The following is a 25,744-nucleotide window of genomic DNA, read 5'->3' on the forward strand; positions in this document are numbered from 1 at the left end:
GCGAAAGATGACATTGTGGCCGTAGTCGTGCGCCAGCCTGATATGACCGAGCTTCGAGTCGAGGTGGAGTGCGTTTTCAGGGCGCCGACGTCAGCGGATTCGGATCGGGTCATCGTGGGCCAGTCCGTTGCGGGTTCGGATGGTGACGTCGATGTCGGCAGGTCTGGAGTTCGGTTCGTAGGGGGTGAATTTCTCCAGTGAACCCCAGTCCCTGGCCCAGTCGTGGTCGAGGTAACTCGGCACGGTCTGCGCCTTCAGCAGCAGATCAGTCCAGCCGAGCGGTCCGCCGCCGATATCGTCCTGCCAGGCATTGGATGCCTCGGCGCCGACCCGATCGGGCATGATGCGCCATTTCGGAATCTCGGCGACGCCGTCGAGATGGTCGAACGGGCGCTGGCATGGGAAGGCCAGGCCGACGTGCCAGTCGAGTAGTACTGGATCCTGTTCGCCGACTACCGAATTCAGTGTGGCGAGTTTGGGCAGCCGGGGTGGGGTAATGGCCAGCCATTGCTCGGGTGTGATGTCGTTGTCGATCGCGACCAGCCGTACAGCGTTCACTCCGGTGGGCAGTTGGTCCAGCGGTACTCGCAGGGTGCGCCACGAAGGCGCTGGGCCGATATCCAGCGGATCGATCGAGCCGAGCTTGCGTACTTCGCCGTCCGCGCCGCGGACACCGTATTCCAGATGCAGTTGCTGACCGTAGGTACGCACTCCGTCGACATCGACTGACTGGATCCGGCCTGCCGCAGTGATCGCGAGCACCTGATAGGCGGGATCATCGCGCATGCGGTCGGTCAGGTCGAGTCGATACCACTGTGTGGTCAGCTTCGCCTGCTGCTGCTTGCTTTCGTGGTAACTACCCAGCACTGGTGTTCTGGCCGGGTCCAGACCGAAGGGCAACGCCACTTTGCTGCCGTTGATACCGGCCCGCTCCGTTGTTCCGCCCTCGGTACTTGTTCCGGTGGTTTTGCTGGCCCTGTCCTCTGTACCGGTGTCGACTGAGTTCGCGCCGCCGGTAACAGTTCCTTTGACGTCGGCGGTGAGATCGCGCGCGACCCCGTTCGGAGTGAACCCGGTGTTCTGCGCGGCGAGCCCGTCAGCAGGTGTGCCGGTGTACGGCAGCAACACGGAGTCCGCGGTATTGGTTTCCACCAGCACTGCATTGGCCAGTGCGCACGGATCTCCGAGTAACGACTCCAGATTGGATTTGCCGATCGAGTACGCGGGGTACTGCGTGACTGCGGCCTTGGTCAATGAGGCGACCTCGAACAGGACCAACAGGGCAGCGGCGATGGTCAACGGCGCCGAGGCCCACCGATCGAAACGCCGTGGCGGAGAGGTGATCGCGGGCCGATAGGGCGCGCGATAGTGCTGCCGGATAGCCACCAGCAACGCGACACCGCTGAACCCGAGGAACAGTGTGGATATCCCCTTGCCCGCGATCAGCGGTGCCTTGTCCCACCACGGCACACCGTAGCTGGATACGTACCACCATCCATTGGAGCCGGTGAAGGTGACCGCGAGTAGGAAAAGTACTGCCGCGGCGAACAACGCGCGATTGCGTGGCGAGCGAATACCGTTGGTGCCCACAGCGACTGCTGCGAGCGCCGCGAGCGAACCAGCCAGTCCCGCGTACACTCCGAAGTGATGCGTCCATTTGGTCGGGGTGAACATCATCAGGAACAACGACGCGAAAACGATGCCGAGAATGCGTACCGATGGGCCGTGAGCGGTGCCGGGAATTCGTCCCTTACGCAACACCTGCAGCACGCAGACGAGCAGGCATAGCAGCATCACCAGTACACCGAACCGCCGAGCCAGTGAGCCGTCCGGCGACAGCGTCAGCAGCGAATCCCAGCGCGCGCGTTCGTCGAACCAGGCCATATTCGGGCCAACGATCCTGCGCACCCGAGTGGCCTCCAACACTGTCGCCAGCGTCTGATCGGCGAAGATCACCACGAGCACCAGCGTGCCCGCGGCCATGCCAGGCGCGAGGAGCGCCGCGAACCGGAACACCGTATTCGCCGGGGACGGGTTGTGTTCGACGGCCGAAGTGTTCATTGCGGTCGATCCGGTGGCGGCCGCGTCGGCATCGGGACCGGTTCGGGTCGGGATGATGCCGCGCGCGCGTTTGATGAGGATCAGTAGTACCGGTCGCGAGCCGGCGATCAGCGCCGCGATACAGATCAGGCCGGTGGGGCCCGCCGCGAGTGAGAACGCCGCGATCAAGACCGCCACCGCGGCGGGCAGCAACCGGCCGGTCGCGATGGCACGTTCGATCGAACACCAGGTGAGCAGCGCGCCCGCCGCGATCAACGGCTCGGGGCGCAGACCATTATCGTAGGGTAGCCAGAAGGCGAGGAAGACCAGGCCCGCGGTCCACAGCGCCACCGTATTGCGCCGTACGCGGGCACCGAGGCGCGGCAATACCTCCCGGCTGATCACCAGCCAGCAGATTATGCCCGCCGCTGAAGCGGGCAGGCGCACCCACAGGCTGGCGTCGGATATCTTGGTCATCCAGGCCAGTACTTCGTAATACCAGCCGAAGGGTGCCTCGGGCACCGCGAACCATCGATAGTAGTTGGCCAGGTAGCCGGCGTGCTCGGAGACGCGCGCCATGGTCAGGATGTAACCGTCATCGGAGGTATTGGCCCCGATGACATGCCACAGCGCCAACGTGCCCAGCACGACCCCGTCGGTTAAGGTTATCCGCCACCAGTGGGCGGGCAGGAATCGCCGGGGCCTGCGGCCATCCACGGTATCGAGCTGGTGTAGTGCGAGCAGCGCGATCAGTGTGCACAGTGCGGCGGCGATCATCACGGCCAGTTTCAGCGGTGTCGGCGTGGTGGAGAATCGCGAGTCGATGTCGGCGTGCACCTGCGCGCCGGTGAGCTGATCGGCGTCCAGATCGGTGAACAAGCCAACGAGCTGCGGCCGGACATCCCGTCTGACCGTGGACCGGAATGGCGTGCCGTCCTGCCTGGACACTCCGCTGAGTTGCGCAGTGGTCGCCGCGGCGGTCGAATCGATGGTCAACGCCGTGCAGGGCCCGATCTCGCGCAGCGGTGCCGACAGTAGGGGAATGTCCCGGAGCAGCACCGAGAGCGTGCCGTTGGCGACCGAGACGACCATCCCTTTGGTAGTCGCCTGCTCGGAGGCGACGGGAACTGTGGACAGCACCGTGCCTGTATCCATCTCGCCGAGCAGCGAGCACGGCAGTGTCATGCGCAACCGCAGCGGTTCGTAGGACACCAGCGGTGCCGTGATACTCGCTGTGCCGGGCTGGGGCCAATCCAGGGTCGCTCGATCCTGTCGCACTGGCAGCAGCGGGGTCAGTAGTGCCAAGACGAATCCGAGCAGCCCTGAGGTGAGGGCGATGGCGCGGTAACGCATGAACGCTCGAGAAGATCGGTCCGGTCGCACGGTGGTTGATGCTAGTGCCGCCGGTAACCGCGCTGTTGACCGGAATACGGCCAGGTTCGCTCATTGATCGCACCAGATGATCCACGACGTGGATATAGTGACCGGATTGTCCTAGTATTGCCGCCTTGGCGATGATGATCGTGAAGGCGGCCATAGCGGGTAGCGGGGCCAGGGAGTGGTCAGCGGTGCACGGTGACCAGGGTGAACGGGTCGATATCCGTGATGGTGAAACGCGGGTCGTCGAACAGTTCCTTCGGGAAGCTCACCGTATAACGTGCTACGTTCGGGTCGTTCGGATAGACATCCTTGGCAAGTCGCAGCGTGTAGGTATCGCCGCTGCGCCGGAACAGGAACGCGTCCGGTGCGCGCCACGGGCTCGCCGCCAGCGCGTCGAGTAGTTGCCGCGATGTCTTCAACTCGCTCCAGCTCTCGATCGTCGCCGCCCGATCGGCGAAGTCGGCGAGTGGGTTGGCGTAGTGCGAGGTGAGTGCCTGGAAGCCGAAATACGGGTAGAACGCCAAGAAACTGGTGTCCGCGGTGAGCACCACCGTGTCCGAACGGGGGCGGCCGGTCTGTGCGGTGAGCGCCGCGTCCACCTTGTGGTAATGCGACACCGCCGAGGGTGACCGTTGGTCGGCCCGGTGGCCGTCGCCGTCGGTGTCGGTGTAGGCGGTGGTGATTTCCGGCGCCAGGATGTGTGGGATGTCCTGGGTGAATGCCAGCGCCCCCATAGTAGCGACAATGAGCACCATCCACCGGAACCGGGCGGGCTCGTTCAGCGCTTGGTAGATCGCCCGTGCGCCCTCGACGAACCCGAACGCCCCCGCGACGGCGAGTAGCGCCTGCAGGACCGGTTCCAGCCGGTAGGAAAGCAGTGTAGTACCCACTGCGGTCGCTGCCATGGACAGCAACGCCCACAGGTAGATCGCCGCTACACCGATCGCCAATGCTTGCGCTCGCCGCGATGAAGCGACGCGCAGTACCAGCCACCCGGTACCGAGCAAGCACAACGCGCCTAGTAGCGAGAACTCGAACATCGGCAGCGGCAGTCGCGAGCCTGCCTCCGGTAAGTAGTGTTGTGCGGTACCGGAACTCGCTGTCGCGCTGCGCAGTGCCTGCACTAGGTACGGCGCCCACACGATGAGTGCGATCAGTCCCGCGACCACGCCGATCACAATCAGCCGTGCCAACGGCGGCACCGCCGAGCGCCAGGACGGACGGTTGGTGTCTGCGGCGGCACGGATATGGTGCGCTTGGGCGGCTACGCGTTGCTCGCGTACTGCGAGAGCGGCCGCCAGCAGACCCATCAGGCCGATCGCGAAGGCGGCCAGCAAGAAGTAGAGGGTATAGAACGTGGCTGCCATGCCGAGAAACAGCCCAGTACCGACGACCGCGCCCCATCCGCCCGCAGTGCGCTGCGCGGTGGTTACCGTCGCTGTAGCGCTCGGCCCGTGATTTCCCCTTGGCCGGTGTAGCGCGCCCCAAGCGAGCACCAGCGTGGGTGGCAGCAGCAGAACGATAACGGCGCCATAGGCTTCGGGTGCGGTGTAGGCCAGCGTTACCGCAGTGCCCGCGGCCGTCACAGCCACAGCCCAATCCGCGCGAATCAACTTGGACCACAGCACCAAGGCGACCGCTGACGTTACCGCCAGAAAGCCGATCGCATACGGCTTGAACACCTCCCAGCCATCCATGCCGAGCAGATTCGCTACCCGCCCGCCGATCCAGAACCAGCCTGCTGGGTAGTACGGCGGCAGATCCGCGTAGGTCATATCGCGCAGGGCGGGGGAATCGGTGAGTCGCGTGAGGAACTCGGTGCGGAACTCCTGGTCCACTGATATGCCGAAAAGATACAGCTTGGTCGCAGCCAACGGCATACCGAGCGTGACCGTGACGAACGTCGAAATCCCCACCCAGGAAAGCAGTTTCGCCAACCACGGCCACTTGTGCAGCCGCAGCAATGCGATCGCGGCCACGAGCAGCGCCGCCGCGCCGACCTGCCCGACCGTGGTCAGTGTCCGGGTCACGTTCGACGAGTTGAAGGCAGGCCACTGCACCGTAGAGAACGCGGTGAGTCCGACAGCGGCGACGATCATGGCCACACCTGCCGCGAGTACGGCCTCCATGATCCCGCCCGCGATCTGCCGTATCAGCAGTATCGCAAGCCCAGGAGTCGGGTCTGGACCGGTGGCCCGCGACGGTGCGTCGCCGGTCGCGGTCACTGTGCTCAACCGACCGCTCCCTGCTCATCGCACTCGATTATTCGCATGGTGCCTCCGGGTTCACTCAGATCGACTCCGTCAGACGATAGGTGCCCGCGTGATCGTTGATCACGCGGGCACTGCGGTCCGAGCTTCAGCACCGGACTCAGATGGGCAGCCTGCGGAAGATCGATCGCGGGATGTGCCGCAGGACCATCATCACATAGCGGAAAGTGCCCGGTGCCCAGACCAGTTCCTTGCCCTTCTGCGAGGCTGAGACCGCCAACGCGGCGACGTCTTCTTTATCAACGGTAAGCGGTGCTTCTTTGATGTGCGCGGACATCCGAGTGCGCACTTGGCCGGGGCGGATCACCAGCACGCGCGGACCATGCGGGCGTAGCGCCTCGCCGAGGCCGAGGTAGAAGCCGTCCACACCGGCCTTGGTCGAGCCGTAGACAAAGTTCGATCGCCGTACCCGCTCGCCTGCCACCGAGGACATGGCAATGATCCGGCCGTGGCCCTGGGCTTTCATCTTCTCGCCGACCAGCACTCCCACCGATACCGCCGCAGTGTAGTTGATCTCGGCGATCCGCACTGCCTTGCGCTGGTCGCGCCACAGCTCCTCGGCATCGCCGAGCAGGCCGAACGCGACGATGGCGACGTCTACGTCACCGGCGTCCCAGGCAGTGTCGATCACCTTGGGGTGGCTGCCGGTATCGAGCGCGTCGAAGTCGACGACTTCGACCTGGCTCGCGCCGGCTGCCTCCATCTGCGCGACCGCGTCCGCCCGCAGCGGATCACCGGGCAGCGCGGCGAGGATGATGCGCGCGGGCCCCTTCTCCAGGTACTTCGCGCAGATCGCCAAGCCGATCTCCGAGGTTCCACCCAGCAGTAGAATCGACTGCGGGTTACCAACGGCATTGATCATTTCGTAGAACCTACTGTCACTGTAGTTCCAGCCTTCTCGCCATATCGGACATGAAAACGCCTGTGGGATCGATATTTCGACGGACCTTGATCCATTCGCCGATCCGGGGATACATCTGGTGGAAGGTCTCCGCGGTGGTCCGCGAATCCTTCGCGGTGTACAGCCGCCCGCCGAACTCCAGCACCCGCCGGTCCAGCTCGCGGACGAGTTCGTTGAGACCCGGTTTGATCGGGAAGTCGACGCAGATGTTCCAGCCCGGCATCGGGAAACTCAGCGGAGCCTGGTTCCCCGGACCGAACAGCTTGAACACATTCAACGCCGAGTAGTGCCCGGACGCCTGGATATCGATGATGATCCGCTTGAACTCCGCGACCGCCTCGGTCGGTACCACGAACTGGTACTGCAGAAAGCCGTTGGAACCGTAGCCGCGGTTCCACTCCGCGATCATGTCCAGCGGGTGGTAGAACTGCGTCAGGTTCTGTACCTTGCCGGTGTAGTTGCCGCCCATCCGATAGTAAGCCTCGCCGAGGGACGTCAGCGTCAGCTTGTTCATAGTCCAGTTCGGGAAGATATCCGGCACCGTCATCAGTTGCGGGGCGTCGAACTTCAGCGGCTTGCTACGCAGCCGTTTCGGTAGCTCGTCGACCTTCGCCAGCCTGCCACGAGTGATCGTTGCCCGGCCCAGCTTGGGCGGCGGGCTGATCACATCGAACCAGGCGCTCGAGTAAGTGTAGTTCGCCTCGCTGCCGTCGCTGTGTGCGGCGATGGTCTCGTCAAGGGTCGTGGTCTTCACGCCGTCATTGAGGAAATAGGCGGTCTCGGTCGGCACCATCTCGATGGTCGCGCGCAGGATGATCCCGGTGAGGCCATTGCCGCCGACGGTGGCCCAGAACAGTTTGGCATTGCGTCTCGGCGTGATGTGCTGCACCTGCCCATCGGCGGTGAGTAGCTCCATCGAGCGCACATGGTTGCCGAAGCTGCCCTCGCTGTGATGGTTCTTGCCGTGGATATCGGAGGCGATCGCGCCGCCGATGGTCACCTGGCGGGTGCCGGGCAGTACCGGTACCCAGAGCCCGAACGGCAGCGCGGCCTTCATGAGTTGATCCAGGCTGACGCCACCGTCCACATCCACGATCCGGGTATCGCGATCGATCCGGTGGATGTTGTTCAGCGCGGTCATATCGATGACCAGGCCGCCGGCGTTCTGGGCATGGTCGCCGTAAGAGCGGCCCAGGCCGCGGGCGATCACGCCGCGGCGCAGGTGGGGCGGTTTGCTGTCGTTGTCCTCGGCGACCATGGTCACGGCCTTGGCGATCAGTTCGGGATCGCTGGTCGAGAGCACTTCGGACGAGGTAGGTGCGGTGCGACCCCACCCGGTCAACGTGCGGGTGCGCGTCGGAAGTGCGAACGCGGATCCCGCGGCCGGGCCATCGTGTGTGACGCCGGTGTCGTTACCGGTTGTCGTGGTGGCGGTCGGAGCTTTCGTGGACATCGGCATAGAGGCTACAGGTATGACGCCGGATCCGGTCGTGCTCACCGTACTCACTGGTAGGAATGCGCCCGCTGGTGTGGTATCGAATCCGTGACCCTAGCAACGCTACGCTCATCGACGTGCAAGCCGAACCACATCTGCCGTTGCCGGTCGAGTTGCCGCTGGTCGACGAACCAGGCGGTACCGATGTCGACCTCAAGACACAGATCTTCCGGTTCACCCTTACCGGCGGGTTCTCGGCTGTCGTCGACTATGGGCTCTACAGCCTGCTGCTCAACGTGGTCGGCCTCCCGGTCAGTGTCGCCAAGTCGATCAGTTTTGTGGCAGGGACCACAACCGCGTACTGGATCAATCGGCGCTGGACCTTCCAAGCCTCGCCCAGCCGGACCCGTTTCCTCGCGGTGGTCGCGCTCTACGCACTCACCTTCGCAGTCCAGGTCGGCATCAACTCAGTGCTCTACCACACGTTCGACGAGGTCTGGTGGCGTCAGCCGCTGGCCTTCGTGGTCGCCCAGGGCACCGCCACGGTGATCAACTTCATCATCCAGCGCGCGGTGATCTTCAAGATCCGCTGAAGGCCGGTCGGCCCTCAGCAGCTCTGTGCGTTCTCCATACAACGCTTCCTCGTCACTTCCTGCCTCCGGGCAGGCAAACGATGTCGGATACAGTGCCCACCGATGGTGGGCGTGGTAACAGGAGCCGTCGTCCGTCATCGCGAACCCGAGCGGCCACATCGGTGTTCGGACATAGGGAGGGGATGCGATGGCTGGTTACCTTCAGGTCGATATCGATGTTCTGGCCGAGACAGTGCGATCACTTCGCGATGCCGAGCAGGTGCTGGGCGATGCGATGAAAGCGCTTGCGAACGGCGGACACGGCGAGCTCGGCACAGCAGCGCTCAATGAAGCGGCCGACAGCTTCCAGCGGCGGTGGCGTTTCGGGATCGAGCGCATCTGTGCGGCAGCCGCGGCGACTGCCGAGGGTGTGTCGAAGTGTCATGATGCCTACTTGGCCCTCGACGCCTCCTTCGCGAATGCGCTAGGACGAGCCGGGAACGTTGTTGATGGGCAGGTGCCTTCCGGCGTCGGTCAGCAGGGTGATGCCCGGTGAGCGTGCACCCCTACCCGAACCTCGGATTCAACCCTGTTCCAGGAATACCGGATGAGGTAGCTAGTCTGCGCGGCCGAATCGATACGGCACGGCACAGCGTCACGGAAACCAGAAGCCTGCTGACTCGCTTGCTCGACAACGAGGATGTGTGGAAAGGCGATGCGGGCAACGCGTTCCGGATGAACTTCGATGCCACCCTGGCCGGCGATTTGGGCTATGCCCAGCGATCATTGGAGCAGGCTGTCGATGTGCTGGGTGAATGGCACACCAGCTCGGTCAGCTACCACGACACCGCGAAGGGGCTGGAGCAGGAAGCGGCCGACGCACGCGCTCGGCACACGCACGCGGTGGCCGCGCTGCAACAAGCCAGGTCGAATCCTGATCTGGGCTTGGCGAACATGCAGTTCACCGACCCCGACGAGCTGCGTGCCGCGCAGATCCGGCTGAACAACGCCATCGCTCGAGTCAACGCCGCCGTGGTGACTGTCAATGACTGGCAAGGCAATATCGACGCGATCATTCGCCGAGCGCGCGATCTCGAAAGCATCCACAGCGCCCACTCCGGCCGCATTGCCGCGGCACTGGACGCCGCGGCAAAGAATTTCGCCCCCAGCCCACCGGACAAGAGCATCTGGGATCGGATCACCGACGCGATAGCAGCGGTCGGCGAATGGATCGACGAACACCGCGAAGGGCTGCATGAGGCTCTGGCTAACATCGCGGCAGTTACCGGCTTGCTCGCCGTGATCACTCCACCGCCGTTCAGCGCGATCGCTTTGGGAATAGCGCTGGTCACAGGTGCCGGTGCGTTGGCACTGGATCTCACCGACACGGAAATGCGTGACGACTTGATGCACGGCAGCCTGCAGGAGCGTGTCAGCGCTGGTTTGACCATCTCCGGTGATGCCCTTGGCCTGATTCCTGGTGTCGGTGCGCTGGGGAAGGTCGGCAAGGTTGCGGTGCTCGGCGACTCGGTTGGCGATGTCGGCCGTTTCGAGGGCATGGCCCGTGCGTGGTCCGAGGCAGCGCACAGTCCGGGGTTCGTCAATCAACGCTTGGTCGACCACAACGTCGGCGGGATAACGGACATGCTGGCGAGCACCGGAGCCACGAACGGAGTGCACAGACTGTTGCAGGCGACTGGAGTCGACGGCAAGCACAGTGTGGCCGATCCAGCCATGGCGCTGACCGTTCTCAAGCGTGCCAGGACTGCCGTCGGCGCCCTTGGTGGGACGGCACTGGACCACACTTTCGGGGATTGAGGACCGCGTGGACACCATGGATAACAATCGACCACGCGTTCCGCGCCATGCCATTTCGGTCCAGATACCGCCCGGCTATCACGAACTGCCGCTGACCGATATCGATACTGCCGTACGAGCTGCGGAGCCGGTCGTACGGCAAGCCATAACCGGCGCACTGCGGGAAAGTGTTCCGGCGACGCTCGCTACTCTCGAATTCTTGCTCGGCGCACTCGCGGCGGGAAATGCGGTCTACTGCGGAATCGGTATGCACCGCAGCAGCGATGACCAGCCGGTCACCTCTTGGCTGACGATTTCTTGTCTGGATGCCGGCGAACCACGGAATCCTCGTTTGGTGATCCTCGAGCTGAGCCAAGCCAAACTTCGCGAGGAGATTTACTGGCGAATCGAGCCGGTGGAGATCAGTGGGCGTCCGGTGCTGTTCACCGAAGCGATCCGTCGTTATTCAGCGCCCGATCTGCCCGTTGTTCCGGAAAACAGTGAGGACGTGTCCGTGTTCCAGATAGAAGCACTGATTCCCTCGACTGAAGGCAGGACGGTGGCAGTCGTCGAAGTCGCGACGGCCGCTGTGGAAGAGGGCCCGGAATTCGCCCCGATGCTGTTCGAGATAGCCGCTTCCCTAGAATTCGAGATATCGGCATCCGGAGGATGGAGTCTGAACCTATGAATGCGGAAATCGGTGCCGATCACAGTCATATATTGACGCCGCCGCCCGGACCCGCAGTGAAATGGGCTCCGACCCGAGCCGCGTTATCTCGCAATTGGCTGCTGCGCTGGCCGCTGCTGCTCAGCTCCTTGGCATGCGGCCCCCTATTTATTGTGATGCTGGATAAGTTAGATCACCCCGGCATACTGGGAATGGAGAGGCTCGGCGGACTAGCGGCCAATTTTGTTGGTATGTATTTTGTCATCGGAGCAATGTTCGGCGGTACATTCTTGTGGATCAATCGCCGCAGGCGCAAGGCTCTCTTCCGGAATCCCTGGAAGGTATGGCCGATCCGCTACATCTCCGGAGGACGATATGAGTGGATTGATCTGCTCGACCCGAACGGGGAGACCATCTCGACCCTGCTCCTGAGCACATGGCCGAAGGATCTGGGCAAGTTGGTCAACCACAACACGACAGAGGTGTGGTTTGCGGGTGATCTGTCGAAGTACGGTGTCGTCTCCCGTCCCGGAGGTCGTGATATGCGCTATGCGTACGTTTCGCGAGTGTATAAACCGCCACGGTTCTCTTTCCGAGAGCAGCGCGGCGATTCCACGTTCGGGGGACGCCACGCCGCCGACTGAATTCGGCCACGATCCGCCGCGGCGGGGATGATCCCGGCCGGGCGGATTCGCGGGTGCCGGTTCGTGGTGGTTCAGGCAGGGGTCAGTGTGACCGGAACCCCATTGAACACGGCATTGCCGGAGGGGATGTCGATCACCGAATCATCGGTGAGCGCATTGGCATTGACGCCTGCGTTGGCGCGGGCGACGGTTTGTGTACTCTCGGTGTGGCCCCAGCCGTGTGGCAGGCTCACCACGCCGGGCATGATGGTATCGGTCGGCTCCAGCGCTACTGTCAGCGTTCCGGCGGTGGATTTCACCACAGCTCGGTCGCCGAGGCCGAGGCGCGTTATGTCGGCCGGATTGATCTGCAGGGTGCAGCGGTTGGACCCGTCTACCAGCGGTGCGATGTTGTGCATCCAGCTGTTGTTGGAGCGCAGGTGCCGCCGTCCGATCAATACCAGTTCCGGTGCTGTGGCGGTGAGTCGTTCCCGCAGTCGTGCTACATCGTCGAGGAGTGGCCGAGGCGCCAAGTCCACCAGTCCGCTCGCGGTCCGCAGCACGTCGGGCAGGCGCGGCTGTAATGGTCCGAGGTCGATACCGTGCGGATTGTCCAACAGTGTGCGCAGCGAGAGGGTGCCGCCATTCCATTCGCCGTACGGCCCTAGACGCAGCATCAGGTCGATGCGCTGCTCGGTGCTGTCCGCGCCGATGAGTTCGTCACGCCGATCGGCTAGCCCCGCTTTGTGCAGCGTTCCCGCGATGACGAGTTCATCCGCGGCGGTGAGCGGGTCGATACCGTCGGAGCCATCGTGCGGCCTGCCGGTCGCCGCCGTGGCGAGTCGGGCCAGGATAGCGGGCTCCGATGGACGATCGCCCAGCGGCACCAGTGGCCGCGAATAGCGGGCATAGTTGCGCACGGCGAATCGCAGTAGCGCGACATCGTAGTGTGGCGACTGGATAGCACGCGGCGGCGGCAGAATCACATCGGCGTGTCTGGTGGTTTCGTTCACGTACCGGTCCACGCTCACCATGAACTCCAGTTGGGCGAACGCGGTGTCCAGACGCGTACCGCTCGGTGCGGACAGCACCGGGTTCCCGGCGACTGTTACCAGAGCGCGGATTCGGCCTTCGCCCAGTGTGCAGATCTCGTCGGCCAGTGTCGCGATGGGAAGTTCTCCCATGACCTCGGGCAGCTCGCGGACTCGGCTGGTCCAGCGGCCGGTACGGAACGGCCTGCTGCGCAGGATGCCGCCTGCTGCCGCAGTGGCGAACATCGCCCCGCCGGGGGAGTCCAAGTTACCGGTCAATGTATTGATCGCATCGACGAGCCACTGGGTTATCGTGCCGAATTCTGCTGTGCAGGTGCCGATTCGGGCGTATACGGCGGCGGATGGCGCCGCGGCGAGCTCTCGGGCCAGTCGTACCGTCGTCGACGCGGGCACGCCGGTACGGGTCGCCACGGTTTCTGGATCGAATAATTCTGCGGTCGAACGTAATTCGTCCAGTCCGGTGGATTCGACGCGGAGATCGGTCAGTTGTTCGGCGAACAGTGTGCGCACTATGCCGAACAGCAGATACGCGTCGCTGCCCGGACGGATGAACAGATGCTCGTCGGCCGATTTCGCGGTGCGCGTTACCCGAGGATCGACCACCACGAAGCGACCGCCTCTACGCCGCAGCTTCTTCAACCTGCCAGGGAAGTCCGGCGCGGTGCACAGCGAGCCATTGGATTCCAGTGGATTGGCCCCGAGCATCAGCAGGTAGTCGGTACGGTCCAGATCGGGTACCGGCACGGTCATCGGGTCGCCGAACATCAGCCCACTGGACACCTGCTTGGGCATTTGGTCGGCGGTGCTTGCCGAATAGATGTTCCTGGTGCCCAGCGCGCGCAGTAGCATCGGCACATACAATGTGCCCGCTATGGTGTGCGCATTCGGATTACCCAGATAAACCCCGGCGGATTGGTTTCCGTATTCGGCTACGATGGCGGGAAAGCGTTCGGCGATGTAGTCGAAGGCTCCTTCCCAGGAAGCGGCATGCCAGGTGCCGGTCGCGCGGTCGCGGATCAATGGCTCGGTCACCCTATCCGGGTCTTCCTCGAGCCGACCGAAGCTTGCTCCCTTGGGACACAGGAAGCCCTTGCTGAAGGGATCGTTCCGGTCACCGCGCACCGAGATGACGTGATCATCGGCGTCCATGGTGAGTTCGAGTCCGCAGACCGCCTCACAGAGTGGGCAGGTGCGCAGCAGAGTGCGGGATGGTGTGTTCTGGGCCATACCCCATCTTCGCGTCCAGAGCGGGGACTGGAAAGAGAATGCGTGATGCTCTCGCTGTCGGTCGAATGGCATCCATCGGCATCGCGGCCGGGTCCGCAGCGCGGACCCGGAAACTGTTTGTCAGTAGGTCGGGGGGTGTGTCACCCGCGGTGAGCAGCAGGTGGACACAACTCGACAATGTGGCCTTCAGCAGGCGATGGTCAGCTTTGCCCGAGCCGTTGTAGTGGCGCGCACGGCCGCGGCTATCGCGACAACCGGCGGCACCCAGCGAGCCTCGGCCGGTGCGATGCCCCAGCAGGCGGATCCGGCCGACAACTGGGTGGGCGGCAGCGGAATGCCCATGCCGTGGGTGTAGACAGTGGCGCCCGCCTCCCGCAGCGCCTGAAGTGCCATCGCGGCTTTGCGGACACCAGTGACCAAGTGAATCTCGCGGCGCTGTGCGCCAGGGATCTCGATCACAGGTCCGGACAGATTGTTCGTGCGCAGAAAGCGGCGCACTTCGTCGGCGAGTTCGCCGGTGACTTCGATGCCGGACACGGTGTCATCGGTGATCAGGCTGAGACCGTTGGCCGTTTCGGCGACCGCCCATCCGCGCTGAGCGTAGACCTGCGCAGCGGCGGTCTTCTCAGCCGCCGAGACGGAAGTCGGAAACGTGGTGCGCACTGTTTTCTCCATTCCCCGGTAGATCTCTGGATCCTGCGTCCATGGGCCGTATCGCCGAGAGTGGCCGGGAGTGTTACGTGATCCGCGAAATAAATTGCAGAGTGTTGTTTACGTCTCATTTTCGATGGCGTTCGATCATGCGCCCCGCGCCGAGCAGCGGTCCGTAGTTGTTGCCACTCAGCTGCTTTCGACTATGGATCCGACCGTTCATCGGTCGTCGCGGTGGTGCTGATGTGGCCGATATTGCTCCAGTGAAGGCATCCCGATCGCGTGCCTCGGGCCGGCCCAGGCCGATCGTGTTGTGACGGGTGTCGATGGCACTCGGTGTGCTCGCCGCGTTACTCGGGGCGCCGCTCGGTTCGACCGTTGCGGCCGAGCCGGTCGACCAGCTCTCCGAAGATGTTCGGGCGGTGCAGTTCTGGCGTTTCCGCAAACGCAGCCGCGCAGGTAGATAGCGGGAAACTGGCACGAGGTTACAGTTTGGCACAAATGCGCCACTCTCTTATATGAGACAACCATAGTTGCCGGTGTCGATTTCGCTGTGAACAATGCTGTTCGGATACCCGGATAGCAACACAGATGTCCGGAACAGGTCGGCCGCGCCGCCGATCGGGCGTAGCTAGCCCGGCTGGGGTGCGGCAAAAGGAGGGGGAAGCATGGCTTTACCGCAGGGAACGACCGGATCGACTATGCCGCGGCGGCAACTGGGCCGCCGACTACGTGATCTGCGCAACCGCGCTGGTATGACCACGCGAGTGGCCGCGCGGCAGTTGGAGTGGTCGGAGGCGAAGATCTGGCGGATCGAGACCGGGCAGACCTCGCTGCGCGGTCTCGACGTCGAGGCGATGTGCAAGATTTATAGCGCGCCGCCCGAACTGCTCGAACCGCTCACTGCGTTGGCTCGCGACACCAAGGCCAAGGGCTGGTGGACTGCCTACAGCGACGTGATTCCGGAGGGCTTCGAGGTTTATATCGGGCTGGAGGAAGCAGCGAGCCGGCTGTTCTCTTATGAGAACGAACTCGTGCCGGGCCTGTTGCAGACTGAAGGTTACGTTCGCGCGGTACTCGCGGCGGCGCATCCGGAGCTATCCGCTGATGAAGTGGACCGCAGGGTGCAACTGAACCAGGCGAGACAGCTACAGTTCACCCGCGCCGATATACCGTTGCGCTTGGATGTGCTGATCAGCGAAGCGGTGTTGCGTAGGCGCGTCGGTACCGCGTCGGTAGTCGCCGAACAGCTCAGCCAGTTGCAATGTATGTGTGAGCTACCGAACATTCGAATTCGTTTGGTGCCAATGGATTGTGGCTATCACGACGGTATGGGTTCGGGCCGATTCGTTCTGTTGGAGTTTCCCGAGGCGGATTCCAGCAATCTGTCTGAGCCGCCGGTGGTGTGCGTGGATTCCCTCACCGGGCCCCTCTATATCGACAAAGAGCATGAGGTCGCGCGCTTCCACGAGGCGCTGACAAGCATCGAGGCGGTAGCTGTCGATGCGAACGCCGGGCTCGAAAACGCGCTCAAAGCGCTCTGATCAGAGCGGCCGGGCACGAGTCAGCATGTTGGCCTGCCCGGCAGCTCCCAGGTGTCGCTCAGGACGGACCGATGGGTGGGCAGGGCCTGTTCGTAGACCTCGCGCCCTTTATCGGTCAAGCAGACATACACTGCGCGGCGGTCGTCGGGGCACATGGTGCGCTGCACTAAGCCGTCGCGCTCCAACCGGGCCACAGCCCGCGACAGTGCGCTCTGGCTCAGGTAGCTGTCGCTTGCCAAATCGCTCATGCGGTACTTGCCGCAGTTCGCGTCGACCAGCCGATCCAAGGTCTCGAACTCGCTGAGCCCGATACAGTGCTGCTCCTGCAGTGTTTTTTCGAGTGCGCAACTCACTGTCGCGTGCCGGTAGAGCAATTCGCGCCACTGCTCGACCAGTCCGTTCGGCGCAACGGTGCGCCGGGCTGGGGGTGTAGTGGACTGCTTCGGCATGGCCCCATCGTAATAGTCCCAATAGACAATGCGTATGCATTAAATGCATTTGCACTTAATGCATACGCATGTAGTGTCGTGCGCATGACTTCAACGGCAACGCTCCCGGCCGCTGGGACGAACGATCCGACAAGATGGTCCGGTCGACTATGGGGCATGCTGCTCACGCTGTGCATCGTGCTGTTCATGGATGGTTTGGACGTGTCCATGATCGGCATCGCGCTACCGTCCATCGGCGCGGATCTCGAACTGTCGACTGCCACATTGCAATGGCTGGTCAGTGGTTATGTACTCGGTTATGGCGGGCTGTTGCTGCTCGGCGGGCGTACCGCTGATCTACTCGGTCGGCGCAAGGTTTTTCTGGTCGCACTCGTGGTCTTCGCGCTCGCCTCGCTGGCCGGTGGTTTGGTCAACTCTGGTCCGCTGCTGATCCTCACCCGCTTCCTCAAGGGCCTAGCTGCCGCATTCACCGCACCTACCGGCCTGTCTCTCATCACCACCAACTTCGCGGAGGGGCCGGCCAGGAACAAAGCCCTGTCCATCTATGTGGTATTCGGCGCGGGCGGCTACTCGTCGGGACTGCTGTTCGGTGGCCTGATGACGAGTATCGGCTGGCGCTGGACATTCCTGCTGCCGGTGCCGATCGCGCTTGCCGCGCTGGTTGCCGCCTACATCCTGGTGCCGAAGGATCGGCCTACCGGGGAGGGTGGGTACGACCTGCTCGGCGCCCTGTTGTCGACAGCAGCCATGCTGCTGTTGGTCTACACTGTAGTCACGGCGCCGGATGCCGGTTGGGCTTCGGCGCGCACCAGTGGTTCGTTCCTCGCTGTCGCGATCCTGTTCGGCGCGTTCGTCGCGGTCGAGCGGCGAGTGCGTTATCCGCTGGTGCGTCTAGGCATTCTGCGTAAGCCCTCGTTGATCCGCGCCAGTCTGGCGATTGTCGCGGTGGCGGGTTCCTATTTCAGCTGGCAGTTCATTGTGACCTTGTACCTGCAGGACACCCTGGGTTGGACACCGCTGAAGCTGGCGATGGCGTTGCTTCCGATCGGTCTGCTGGTCGTATTGTCGGCATTCTTCTCGGACAAGTTGGTCGACCGGTTCGGTACCGGACCGGTGATCGCGGTCACCACGGTTGTCATGTCTATCGGCTACGTGCTGTTCTTGCGGTTGGACACTGCTCCGTCCTATCTGGCGATGCTGTTGCCCGCAGTGCTGTTGATCGGCATCGGCTGGGTTGGGTTCCCAGCTATCAACATCCAAGCGACCAATGGTATCGATAACGAGGAGCAGGGGTTGGCGGCTGGAGTGCTACAGACCGCGATGCAGGTCGGCGCGGCCATCGTGCTCGCGATGACTACCGTGATCATCTCTTCTGGTGCACATACCGATCATTCTGCGACCGGGATGCTCGATACCTACCGGCCCGGCCTCCAGTTCGTCATGGGTGTGTCCGTTGTAGGCGCACTTGTGGCTTTGTCGGCCTTCGTTCCCACGCGTGGCACGCGTAAAGAGCGAACCGCGGAGCGGGAATTCGAACTCGCCGATTGATTGCGGGACCTGCCCGCGATATCAGCCGCTTATCCCCTCGGACAGTTCGGTTTCGCGGGTTCCTGCTCGGATGCTTTGAATCCATCGCCGCCCATCGTGCGTGCGGTGGGTACGCCTCGCCTTGCTGGATTCCGGTGGATACAAAGTGAATACGCCGACATCGTCGTGGAGCTCGGAGTGGCTGCACGGCGATGTCGTCGCTGACACGCCGTGTTTCTGACGCGGATGCTGTGTCTCGGTTCGGAGAACTTCGTGTACTCGTTCCAGCTCGGTGGGTGCGCAACCGGCGCAACTGGGAAAACAGGTGTATCGAATGTTCCTGCGGCTGTCGGTGAATAGCGTAGGATCGCCGGGCGGGCGGCAGCGGTGCACCCGGTCGGATCGTATCGTCGGGGCTCGGCGGGACGGCACGGACTGGACCCGTTAAAGTCACAGCACAACCGTAGAACGTGCACAGAAGGATATCGGCCACCGAGACTCGGTCTTGCTAAGGCATTGGCGATCGAATACTGTCCAGCCAGCGCATTGTCGACAGTGGCGTGCTCCTGTTCGTGTCGGAAGTCGGGTCCGGTGCGATGGTGAGCGCACTGGCACAACATCAACAGCGCGATAGAGCGAGCAGCAGAAAGAGAGCAGTATTCATGCGTTTCGGCAGGGCGGCCGCGCCTAAAGGAACGGAACCGGTGCGACGAAACAGCCTGCGGGGCTGGCGTACCCGAGTTCTAGCTCTGGGCGCGGCGGCATTCGCGATACCGATCGCGGCCTCTACGGTGAACCCGGCCGTCACGCTCGCAGCCCCGATACATAGTCCGGCTCTTCGCGCGCCTGCGGGAGGCTACGAGGAGCTGATGGTTCCTTCGGCCATGGGGCCGGTGAAAGTCCAGGTGCAGTGGGCGAAACATGGTGGTAGCGCAGCGATCTACCTGCTCGACGGACTCCGTGCGCGCGACGATCGCAACGCATGGTCGTTCGAGACCAATGCGATGCAGATGTTCGCCAATGACAACGTCACGTTGGTTATGCCGGTCGGTGGTCAGTCCAGCTGGTACGCCGACTGGCGTAGGGCCAGTAACACTAATGGTCAGAAGTACACTTACAAGTGGGAAACATTCCTGACCGACGAGCTTCCGCGTTTCTTGGAAGGTTACGGAGTTTCGCGGACGAACAACGCGGCTGTCGGACTGTCGATGAGCGCTCCGGCCGCGCTGCGTCTGGCCGCATTGCACCGCAATCAGTTCAAGCATGCTTCAGCTTTCTCCGGTCCGCTGAACTGGGGTGCGCCTGGCATGCGTGAGGCCATGCGCGTGATGATGATGGACGCGGGCCGCTTCAACGTCGACTCGATGGCGGCTCCGTGGAGTTCGCAGTGGCTCCGGATGGATCCGTATGTGTTCGCTCCTGAGCTGCGTGGCACCCCGCTCTACATCTCGGCCGCGAGCGGCCTGCCCGGCAGGTACGATCATCCGAATTCCGCGATCGGCGTGTTCAATACAGCTAATGCCATGGGGATCGAGGCGATCTCGCTCGTGACGACCCGCTCCTTCCAATCACGCCTCAACAAGCTCGGCATCCCCGCTGTCTACGACTTCCCGGCGACGGGTACGCACAGCTGGAAGTATTGGGAAGAGCAGCTGGGCAAGGCTCGGCCGTACATCCTGAACGCTCTGCACAGCAGCTGAGAGTTCTGTACCGAAGCCGGCCACCCGAGCGGGTGGCCGGCTTTATCTATATGCCGGTGGACTGTGGGCGGCGGGCAGTTGGTCATGGGAAGCCGAGATGGTCGCCGCAGGCTATGGTTCCGGCAGTGCAGTGAGCTTTGCCGATTTGTGGCAAGTGTTCAAGGCGCGGCGAAAACAAGAAATATGATCACACCATCGTCATAGAATCCGGACAAATCAAAGGCAAGTGATTGTTGTCACAAGCCCCTTTTTGCTGCCGCAGCCTGCAGCGTTTGACAGTGTGGGAAGGTGCTGCTGCACTGAGATCGGCGTGTGAGGGTGCATTCGGACGTCCTCGATGAAGTTCGCGGAGGTGCCCATTGGGCTGGCTTTGGGGGCATTCTGCTGCATTGGATTGTGATTTCACGAACCTGTTGTCCTCGGCATGAGAATGCATGTGATCTCCATCTATTCCAGGTAGTCGCGATGGTGCGTATCTCTACGGGTCCGGTCGTGATCGGAAAAGAACGCAGTAGGCGTACCGGCCTTGGGTCCGGGCGATGGAGATTTCGTATATTTCCTATTCCGGTCAGTTTGCTCGACGGATTCTGTCGGGTATTCGCAACTTTAGGGCTTGCTGAATGAGGTTCGTTTCTATTCTTTTTCTTCACGGCGGTCCCTGGCCGTAACATGATCATGCGTTGGGCGGCCCCGACCGCTGGACTGTGTGCCATGGCCGACATCCTTTCGAGCCGTCGCCGCACAGCCCCAGCAAGGCCAAAGCTGATATAGCAACGGGAACGGCGGCGTGGTCGCGGTGGCGGACACGGTTGTTCGGGACACCAGCACTCGCCGCGCCCACCCGTGTCCGCACCGGCCAGACGGGCCGGGATCTCGACGGTACGGACAGTGCTGCACCGAAGGTCGGATATAGACAGTTACCGGGACATGTGTGGACGGCAACGCCGTTCGCCTACCCGAAATCATCACCGCCATCCATCGCCGCGAGTCGCATTCCGAAACAATGACGAAGCAACCGTGCGTGCTGTTCTGCAGCGGCCCGATAGTGTGCTCAGCCCTGAGCATTTCAGCGTGATCGCCGCGGATTGGGGCCCGAAGTCGCAGCGCATCGAGGCCGCGGCTCGCGCACTGCGACTCGGCCTGGACAGCTTCGTCTTCCTGGATGACAATCCGGTCATTGTGGCGCAGGTTCGCTCGACGCTGCCAGAGGTGCTCAGCGTCACTTGTCCGGCCGAAGCACAGCTGCCGCAGTTCCTCTGAGTTGTGCTACGAGCTGCTCTCGGAACGGTACCCGCAGCTCGATGTGCGGTACGCAGTGGTTCCCGGCTACGGCCATCTGGACGCCATCATCGGGCGCGGTGTCGCACTCGATGTGTTCGGTCATATCCTGCACTTTCTCGACGAACACCGCTGAGGTGGCGGGTCAGCGTCGAGCTGATCACGCCCGCCATGAGGGGGCCGCAGCATCCTTGGCGGAGCGAGTGAATTCGAGTGATCTGCCATCGCGGCCTACGGTCGGCCACTCGATTGCCAAATCGGTATCGAAGGCATCGATTGCGTGGTCGTATTCGGGCGAATACTCGAGCGAGCACAGATATAGAAGAGTTGAGTCGTCCTCGAGAGAAAGAACCGCGTGCCCGAGTCCTTCGGACAGATACATCGACCTACGATGAACATCGTCGAGTACCACGCTGTCCCAACGGCCATATGTCGGAGAGCCGGGTCGTAGATCGACGACTACATCGAGTAGTGCGCCGTGTGCGCAGGTCACATACTTCGCCTGGCCCGGAGGGTCGGCTGTGTAATGGATTCCGCGCAGGACGCCCGCAGCGGAAACCGAGCAATTGACCTGATGTAAATCGAACGGCCGCCCGACCACCTTTTCGAATATAGTGGATTTGAACGCCTCGACGAATACGCCGCGTTGATCTTCGAACCTCGTCGGTGTGAACTCCCAGGCGCCCTGGATCGCCAGTTCGCGCACCCGCATGGTCATGAAATCAATCTCCTGTGCCTCATGTTGCTGTTGCGTCAACTTTCGCCGAGCAGGCCGAGTAGATAGTTGCCATAACCGGACTTCAGGAGTGGTTTGGCCAGGGCTCGCAACTGTTCGTCATCGATGAAGCCCTGCAACCAAGCGATCTCCTCGGGCACGTTGATCTTCAGACCTTGCCGTTGTTCGATAGTACGAACGTAGTTGGCGGCGTCCAGTAAGGAGTCGAACAGGCCGGTGTCGAGCCAGGCGGTACCGCGGGGCATCACCTCGACCTGTAGCTTTCCCTTGTCGAGGTAGGCTCGGTTGATGTCGGTGATCTCGTACTCGCCCCGTGCCGAAGGCCGTAGTGTACGGGCGATCTCGACCACCTCGTTGTCGTAGAAATACAGGCCGGGAATCGCATAGTTCGATCGGGGTCGAACTGGTTTCTCCTCGATAGAAATCGCTTTGCCGTCGCTGAATTCGATAACGCCATACGCGTTGGGATCGGCCACTCGATAGGCGAATACCGCGCCACCGTCGATACCGTGGAATCGGTGCAGGCTGGTGCCGAGGCCGGGGCCGTGGAAGATGTTGTCGCCCAAGATCAATGCGACGCTGTCGGATCCGATGTGTTCGGCTCCGAGTACAAAGGCTCGAGCGAGGCCGTTCGGCTTCGGTTGTACCGCATACTCGATCGAGATACCGAACTGGTTTCCAGCGCCCAGTAATCGACGGAATGCGGCAGAATCTTCGGCAGTCGTGATGATCAGTATTTCGCGTATTCCGGCCATCATTAGTGTGGAGAGAGGATAATAGATCATAGGCTTGTCGTAGACAGGGACCAGCTGTTTGCTTACCCCGCGGGTGATCGGATAAAGCCTGGAACCGGTACCACCGGCCAAGATGATTCCTCGCACGGCCTCAGTCTCGCAGCCGTGGCCTCCATTAGCGGCATAGGGGTCGACTGTGGCTGACCAGGCGGCGCCGGTGGTCGATCGGCTGAGCGAAGATTCCGACTGGTGCACAAAATCATTACAAAGGTTTAGCCGTTCGGCGTGCCGGGCGATTGATAGTGCATGGATCACGTTCATGTGATGTACTGCACACCACTTGGGTTCGATCCATGCGCCGGAATGCGTGATCACCAGCGCCGCGGGCACGTCGTGACGGTACACAGCGTGAGATGTCAGCGCCGACTCTCTTCCCGGGTTCAGCCTGGTCGGGATCGGCGCGCCACTGGGAGGTAGGTGCGCTATGGCAGCGACCACAGTCGGCAGTAGGGCTGTCGTAATGAATCCCGATGGTCCTAGCGCTTCGGCCCAGCTGTTGCTCGCGGCCTGCAGTGGCGTGGTGCGGCCGATGCTGCGGGTAGCGCCGATCACCCGCGCCACCATCCCGGTCGGGGCCTGCACCGTCGACAGACTGGCCCGGCTGCGACCGAGTCCGCAGGGTATCGAACGCGAGCAGGTCGCTCTCGACGGCTTCCGTATGGAGATCGTGCGGCCAAGGGGGGCAGCACGCGCGCTGTGTCATGGTGCGCTGCTCTATCTGCACGGTGGTGGCTTCGCCATCTGCGGCACCCGCAGCCATCGTCCGATCGCGGCGAGCCTGGCCCGTCGCACCGGACTCCCGGTGGTCAATGTCGAGTACCGCCAACTGCCCGGCACCCGTATCACCCAGTCGGTCCAGGACTGCCTGACTGCCTATCGCTGGCTGCTGAGCCACGGCGGGAATCCGGGAAAGATCGTTTTCGCGGGTGATTCAGCGGGCGGATATCTTGCGTTCGCGACTGCGTTGCGTGCGCTGGAGTCAGGGCTTCCTGCCCCGGCTGGGTTGGTCGGCCTGAGTCCGCTGCTCGACCTGGACTACAACGCGAAGCGGGATTACGCACGTAGGATACGTGACCCATATGTCCCATTGTCGGCGCTGGCGGCAGTGGTACGCATCGGGGCTGAAGTCGACGGCATGCTCGACCCAGGGCTCTCCCCGGTGAACGCGGAACTAGCCGCACTTCCTCCTGTGCTTTTGATCGCCGCCGAGGAGGAGTTGCTGAGGTTCGACTGCGAGTTGATGGTTCAGCGCCTGACTGCGGCGGGTGTCCCGAACGCATTGGAGTTGTGGCGCGGCCAAGTGCACGCCTTCATGAGTATCGTGCCGAACCTGCCGGAGAGCAGGTCAGCCCTGTCCCGCGCGGCGCGCTTCGCGCGGGCCTGTTGTACCGAGGGCCACGAGGCTCGGACGGCTTGATCGTCCGGGTTGTCCAGGCGAGCCCCGCCCCGCGTCCGGCCGGGACGGGGCTCGCGTCTGTGCGGGCTCGGCGGATCCACGTACAGTCGTCAGGGTGCGATTGCTCGTCACCGGCGGCGCTGGGTTCATCGGCGCGAATTTTGTCCAGCAGACTATATCCGACCATCCCGAGACGATCCTCACAGTTCTGGATGCCTTGACCTACGCGGGGAACCGAGCATCCCTCGATCCAGTGGCCGACCGCATCGATTTCGTGCACGGCGATATCGCTGACCTGGATCTGGTCGACGAACTGGTCAGTGGTGTCGATGCGGTGGTGCACTTCGCCGCCGAGTCACACAACGACAATTCCCTCGCCGAGCCGTGGCCTTTCGTGCAGACCAACATTGTGGGCACCTACTCGCTCCTCCAGGCGGTGCGTCGCCATGCTGTGCGATACCACCATGTGTCGACCGACGAGGTGTTCGGTGATCTGACGCCACAAGACCCGGCGTTCACCGAGACCACACCATACAGTCCCTCCAGCCCCTATTCCTCGACCAAGGCGTCGAGCGATCTACTGGTGCGTGCCTGGACCCGATCGTTCGGCGTGCGGGCCACGATCTCCAACTGCAGCAATAACTACGGGCCCTATCAGCACGTGGAGAAGTTCATCCCGCGCCAGATCACCAATCTGATCGATGGTGTCCGGCCTCGGCTCTATGGTTTGGGTGACCAGGTGCGCGACTGGATTCACGTCGACGACCACAATCGTGCCGTGTGGACCATCCTGCAACGCGGTCGGATCGGACAGACCTACTTGATCGGCGCCGACGGAGAAATCGACAACAAGTCGGTGGTGCGGGCGATTCTGGCGGAGTTCGGCCGAGATCCCGAGGATTTCGATCATGTCACCGACCGGCCCGGTCATGATCGACGCTACGCGATCGATGCGTCGCTGCTGCGCGGCGAACTCGGCTGGCAGCCGCACTATGCGGATTTCCGCGCCGGGCTGGCGACGACCATCCAGTGGTATCGGGACAACGAATCCTGGTGGCGGCCGACAAAGGCCGATACCGAGCGTGCTTACCGGATCGCGGGCGAACAGACGCTCAGCGCGACAGAAGACTGAAGGCGCGCTGCCGCATCAAGATCTCACGCCGCCAGCCGGTGAACCCCATATGCTCGGCGAGCATCAGCACAATGAACAGCACGTAGGTGGGTTCGCACAGTGGTCACAACAGCGTAGCCCCCAGCAGGGCCCTGACTTCCCCACTGCGCGCCCGCTGTCGGGTATCGCAGTAGACCAGAGAGCAGCCGCACGGCATCGATATCGGCGAAGACGGGGCGTACTGCATTGCCCTTGGCTTGCTCCTGGTGCACGATCCCGCCGCCCGAGCGGGCTCGCTCCGTGGTCTGGTCGGTGCTCAGATTGTCATAGACATGGACGACTATTCCCCGAACTTGTGGTCCGCAGGTCGGCGATGACCTCGGTGATCACGGCCTCTTCATTATGGCGCGGGACTACGGCGGCGATGTGGAGCTCAGTGGAATCCACCGAGACAACACTCATGATCGGTGGTTAAGGTGGGAACACGAGGAGGGCACAGGGAACTCGCAGCTACCTGGCCCCAGGCCGACCTGTTCGACGCCGGACTCCTTTTCCTGCCTGTTCGCCGAGTAACGCGGGGTCGGGGTCTTCGGT

General features: G+C 62.7%; 22 protein-coding genes. 12 read left to right on the forward strand and 10 right to left on the reverse strand.

Translation table 11 applies throughout. The annotated features are described in order from the left end of the window. Positions 1-90: 90 nt before the first annotated feature. From ACX4ZE_RS07570 to dprE1, 4 genes are all read right to left on the reverse strand, one after another. Positions 91-3,393 (reverse strand): arabinosyltransferase domain-containing protein, encoded by a 3,303-nt coding sequence (locus ACX4ZE_RS07570; protein ID WP_480272605.1) that lies wholly within the window; start codon positions 3,391-3,393, stop codon positions 91-93. Between the two features lie 209 nt (positions 3,394-3,602). Further along, complete coding sequence (locus ACX4ZE_RS07575; RefSeq protein WP_480272741.1) at positions 3,603-5,549, reverse strand: galactan 5-O-arabinofuranosyltransferase; 1,947 nt, start codon at positions 5,547-5,549, stop codon at positions 3,603-3,605. A 241-nt stretch (positions 5,550-5,790) separates the two neighbouring features. After that, positions 5,791-6,552, reverse strand: a complete 762-nt coding sequence (gene dprE2 / locus ACX4ZE_RS07580; RefSeq protein WP_480272606.1) for a decaprenylphospho-beta-D-erythro-pentofuranosid-2-ulose 2-reductase — start codon at positions 6,550-6,552, stop codon at positions 5,791-5,793. A gap of 16 nt (positions 6,553-6,568) precedes the next feature. Beyond that, entirely contained in the window at positions 6,569-8,050 is a 1,482-nt protein-coding gene (gene dprE1 / locus ACX4ZE_RS07585; protein ID WP_480272742.1) for a decaprenylphosphoryl-beta-D-ribose oxidase, read from the reverse strand. Between the two features lie 113 nt (positions 8,051-8,163). Between dprE1 and ACX4ZE_RS07590 the strand changes: the two genes are divergently transcribed. From ACX4ZE_RS07590 to ACX4ZE_RS07610, 5 genes are all read left to right on the forward strand, one after another. Next, complete coding sequence (locus ACX4ZE_RS07590; protein ID WP_480272607.1) at positions 8,164-8,619, forward strand: GtrA family protein; 456 nt, start codon at positions 8,164-8,166, stop codon at positions 8,617-8,619. A gap of 187 nt (positions 8,620-8,806) precedes the next feature. Further along, a complete protein-coding gene (locus ACX4ZE_RS07595; RefSeq protein ID WP_480272608.1) occupies positions 8,807-9,154 on the forward strand; it encodes a hypothetical protein in 348 nt (115 codons plus the stop codon). Further along, positions 9,151-10,416, forward strand: coding sequence for a hypothetical protein (locus tag ACX4ZE_RS07600; protein WP_480272609.1), 1,266 nt, complete (start codon positions 9,151-9,153; stop codon positions 10,414-10,416). Before ACX4ZE_RS07595 ends, ACX4ZE_RS07600 begins: the two co-directional genes overlap by 4 nt. Positions 10,417-10,432: 16 nt before the next feature. Then, the gene (locus ACX4ZE_RS07605; RefSeq protein WP_480272610.1) at positions 10,433-11,083 is read left to right on the forward strand and encodes a hypothetical protein; all 651 of its coding nucleotides are present in this window, start codon (positions 10,433-10,435) and stop codon (positions 11,081-11,083) included. Beyond that, the gene (locus ACX4ZE_RS07610) at positions 11,080-11,706 is read left to right on the forward strand and encodes a hypothetical protein (RefSeq protein ID WP_480272611.1); all 627 of its coding nucleotides are present in this window, start codon (positions 11,080-11,082) and stop codon (positions 11,704-11,706) included. The genes ACX4ZE_RS07605 and ACX4ZE_RS07610 overlap by 4 nt, the downstream gene beginning before the upstream one ends. A gap of 71 nt (positions 11,707-11,777) precedes the next feature. Here ACX4ZE_RS07610 and ACX4ZE_RS07615 read toward each other — a convergent pair whose 3' ends face one another. Further along, positions 11,778-13,964, reverse strand: a complete 2,187-nt coding sequence (locus ACX4ZE_RS07615) for a molybdopterin-dependent oxidoreductase (protein WP_480272612.1) — start codon at positions 13,962-13,964, stop codon at positions 11,778-11,780. Positions 13,965-14,150: 186 nt separating this feature from the next. Continuing rightward, a complete protein-coding gene (locus ACX4ZE_RS07620; RefSeq protein ID WP_480272613.1) occupies positions 14,151-14,627 on the reverse strand; it encodes a hypothetical protein in 477 nt (158 codons plus the stop codon). A gap of 308 nt (positions 14,628-14,935) precedes the next feature. On the opposite strand from ACX4ZE_RS07620, the gene ACX4ZE_RS07625 reads away from it, so the two are divergent. Together ACX4ZE_RS07625 and ACX4ZE_RS07630 are read left to right on the forward strand one after the other, a co-directional pair. Then, positions 14,936-15,082 carry a hypothetical protein gene (locus tag ACX4ZE_RS07625; protein WP_480272614.1) on the forward strand — a complete coding sequence of 49 codons (147 nt, stop codon included), beginning with the start codon at positions 14,936-14,938 and terminating at the stop codon, positions 15,080-15,082. A 201-nt stretch (positions 15,083-15,283) separates the two neighbouring features. Next, positions 15,284-16,159 (forward strand): helix-turn-helix domain-containing protein, encoded by an 876-nt coding sequence (locus tag ACX4ZE_RS07630; RefSeq protein ID WP_480272615.1) that lies wholly within the window; start codon positions 15,284-15,286, stop codon positions 16,157-16,159. Between the two features lie 20 nt (positions 16,160-16,179). Here the strand turns inward: ACX4ZE_RS07630 and ACX4ZE_RS07635 are convergent, their stop codons facing one another. Next, the gene (locus tag ACX4ZE_RS07635; RefSeq protein WP_480272616.1) at positions 16,180-16,608 is read right to left on the reverse strand and encodes a MarR family winged helix-turn-helix transcriptional regulator; all 429 of its coding nucleotides are present in this window, start codon (positions 16,606-16,608) and stop codon (positions 16,180-16,182) included. A gap of 84 nt (positions 16,609-16,692) precedes the next feature. On the opposite strand from ACX4ZE_RS07635, the gene ACX4ZE_RS07640 reads away from it, so the two are divergent. From ACX4ZE_RS07640 to ACX4ZE_RS07650, 3 genes are all read left to right on the forward strand, one after another. Further along, a complete protein-coding gene (locus ACX4ZE_RS07640; RefSeq protein ID WP_480272617.1) occupies positions 16,693-18,156 on the forward strand; it encodes an MFS transporter in 1,464 nt (487 codons plus the stop codon). Positions 18,157-18,797: 641 nt separating this feature from the next. Next, positions 18,798-19,835, forward strand: a complete 1,038-nt coding sequence (locus ACX4ZE_RS07645) for an alpha/beta hydrolase (protein WP_480272618.1) — start codon at positions 18,798-18,800, stop codon at positions 19,833-19,835. A 1,017-nt stretch (positions 19,836-20,852) separates the two neighbouring features. After that, positions 20,853-21,095, forward strand: coding sequence for a hypothetical protein (locus ACX4ZE_RS07650; RefSeq protein WP_480272619.1), 243 nt, complete (start codon positions 20,853-20,855; stop codon positions 21,093-21,095). A gap of 178 nt (positions 21,096-21,273) precedes the next feature. Here ACX4ZE_RS07650 and ACX4ZE_RS07655 read toward each other — a convergent pair whose 3' ends face one another. Both ACX4ZE_RS07655 and rfbA read right to left on the reverse strand, forming a co-directional pair. Further along, positions 21,274-21,825 carry a dTDP-4-dehydrorhamnose 3,5-epimerase family protein gene (locus ACX4ZE_RS07655; protein ID WP_480272743.1) on the reverse strand — a complete coding sequence of 184 codons (552 nt, stop codon included), beginning with the start codon at positions 21,823-21,825 and terminating at the stop codon, positions 21,274-21,276. Positions 21,826-21,866: 41 nt separating this feature from the next. Beyond that, the gene (rfbA, locus tag ACX4ZE_RS07660; protein WP_480272620.1) at positions 21,867-22,730 is read right to left on the reverse strand and encodes a glucose-1-phosphate thymidylyltransferase RfbA; all 864 of its coding nucleotides are present in this window, start codon (positions 22,728-22,730) and stop codon (positions 21,867-21,869) included. 337 nt (positions 22,731-23,067) lie between these two features. On the opposite strand from rfbA, the gene ACX4ZE_RS07665 reads away from it, so the two are divergent. Both ACX4ZE_RS07665 and rfbB read left to right on the forward strand, forming a co-directional pair. Next, positions 23,068-24,060, forward strand: coding sequence for an alpha/beta hydrolase (locus ACX4ZE_RS07665; protein ID WP_480272621.1), 993 nt, complete (start codon positions 23,068-23,070; stop codon positions 24,058-24,060). Positions 24,061-24,154: 94 nt separating this feature from the next. Next, positions 24,155-25,171, forward strand: coding sequence for a dTDP-glucose 4,6-dehydratase (gene rfbB, locus ACX4ZE_RS07670; protein WP_480272622.1), 1,017 nt, complete (start codon positions 24,155-24,157; stop codon positions 25,169-25,171). Positions 25,172-25,194: 23 nt separating this feature from the next. Here rfbB and ACX4ZE_RS07675 read toward each other — a convergent pair whose 3' ends face one another. Continuing rightward, a complete protein-coding gene (locus tag ACX4ZE_RS07675) occupies positions 25,195-25,422 on the reverse strand; it encodes a hypothetical protein (protein WP_480272623.1) in 228 nt (75 codons plus the stop codon). Positions 25,423-25,744: the final 322 nt, after the last annotated feature.

This window comes from Nocardia sp. TBRC8007 (assembly GCF_056629435.1).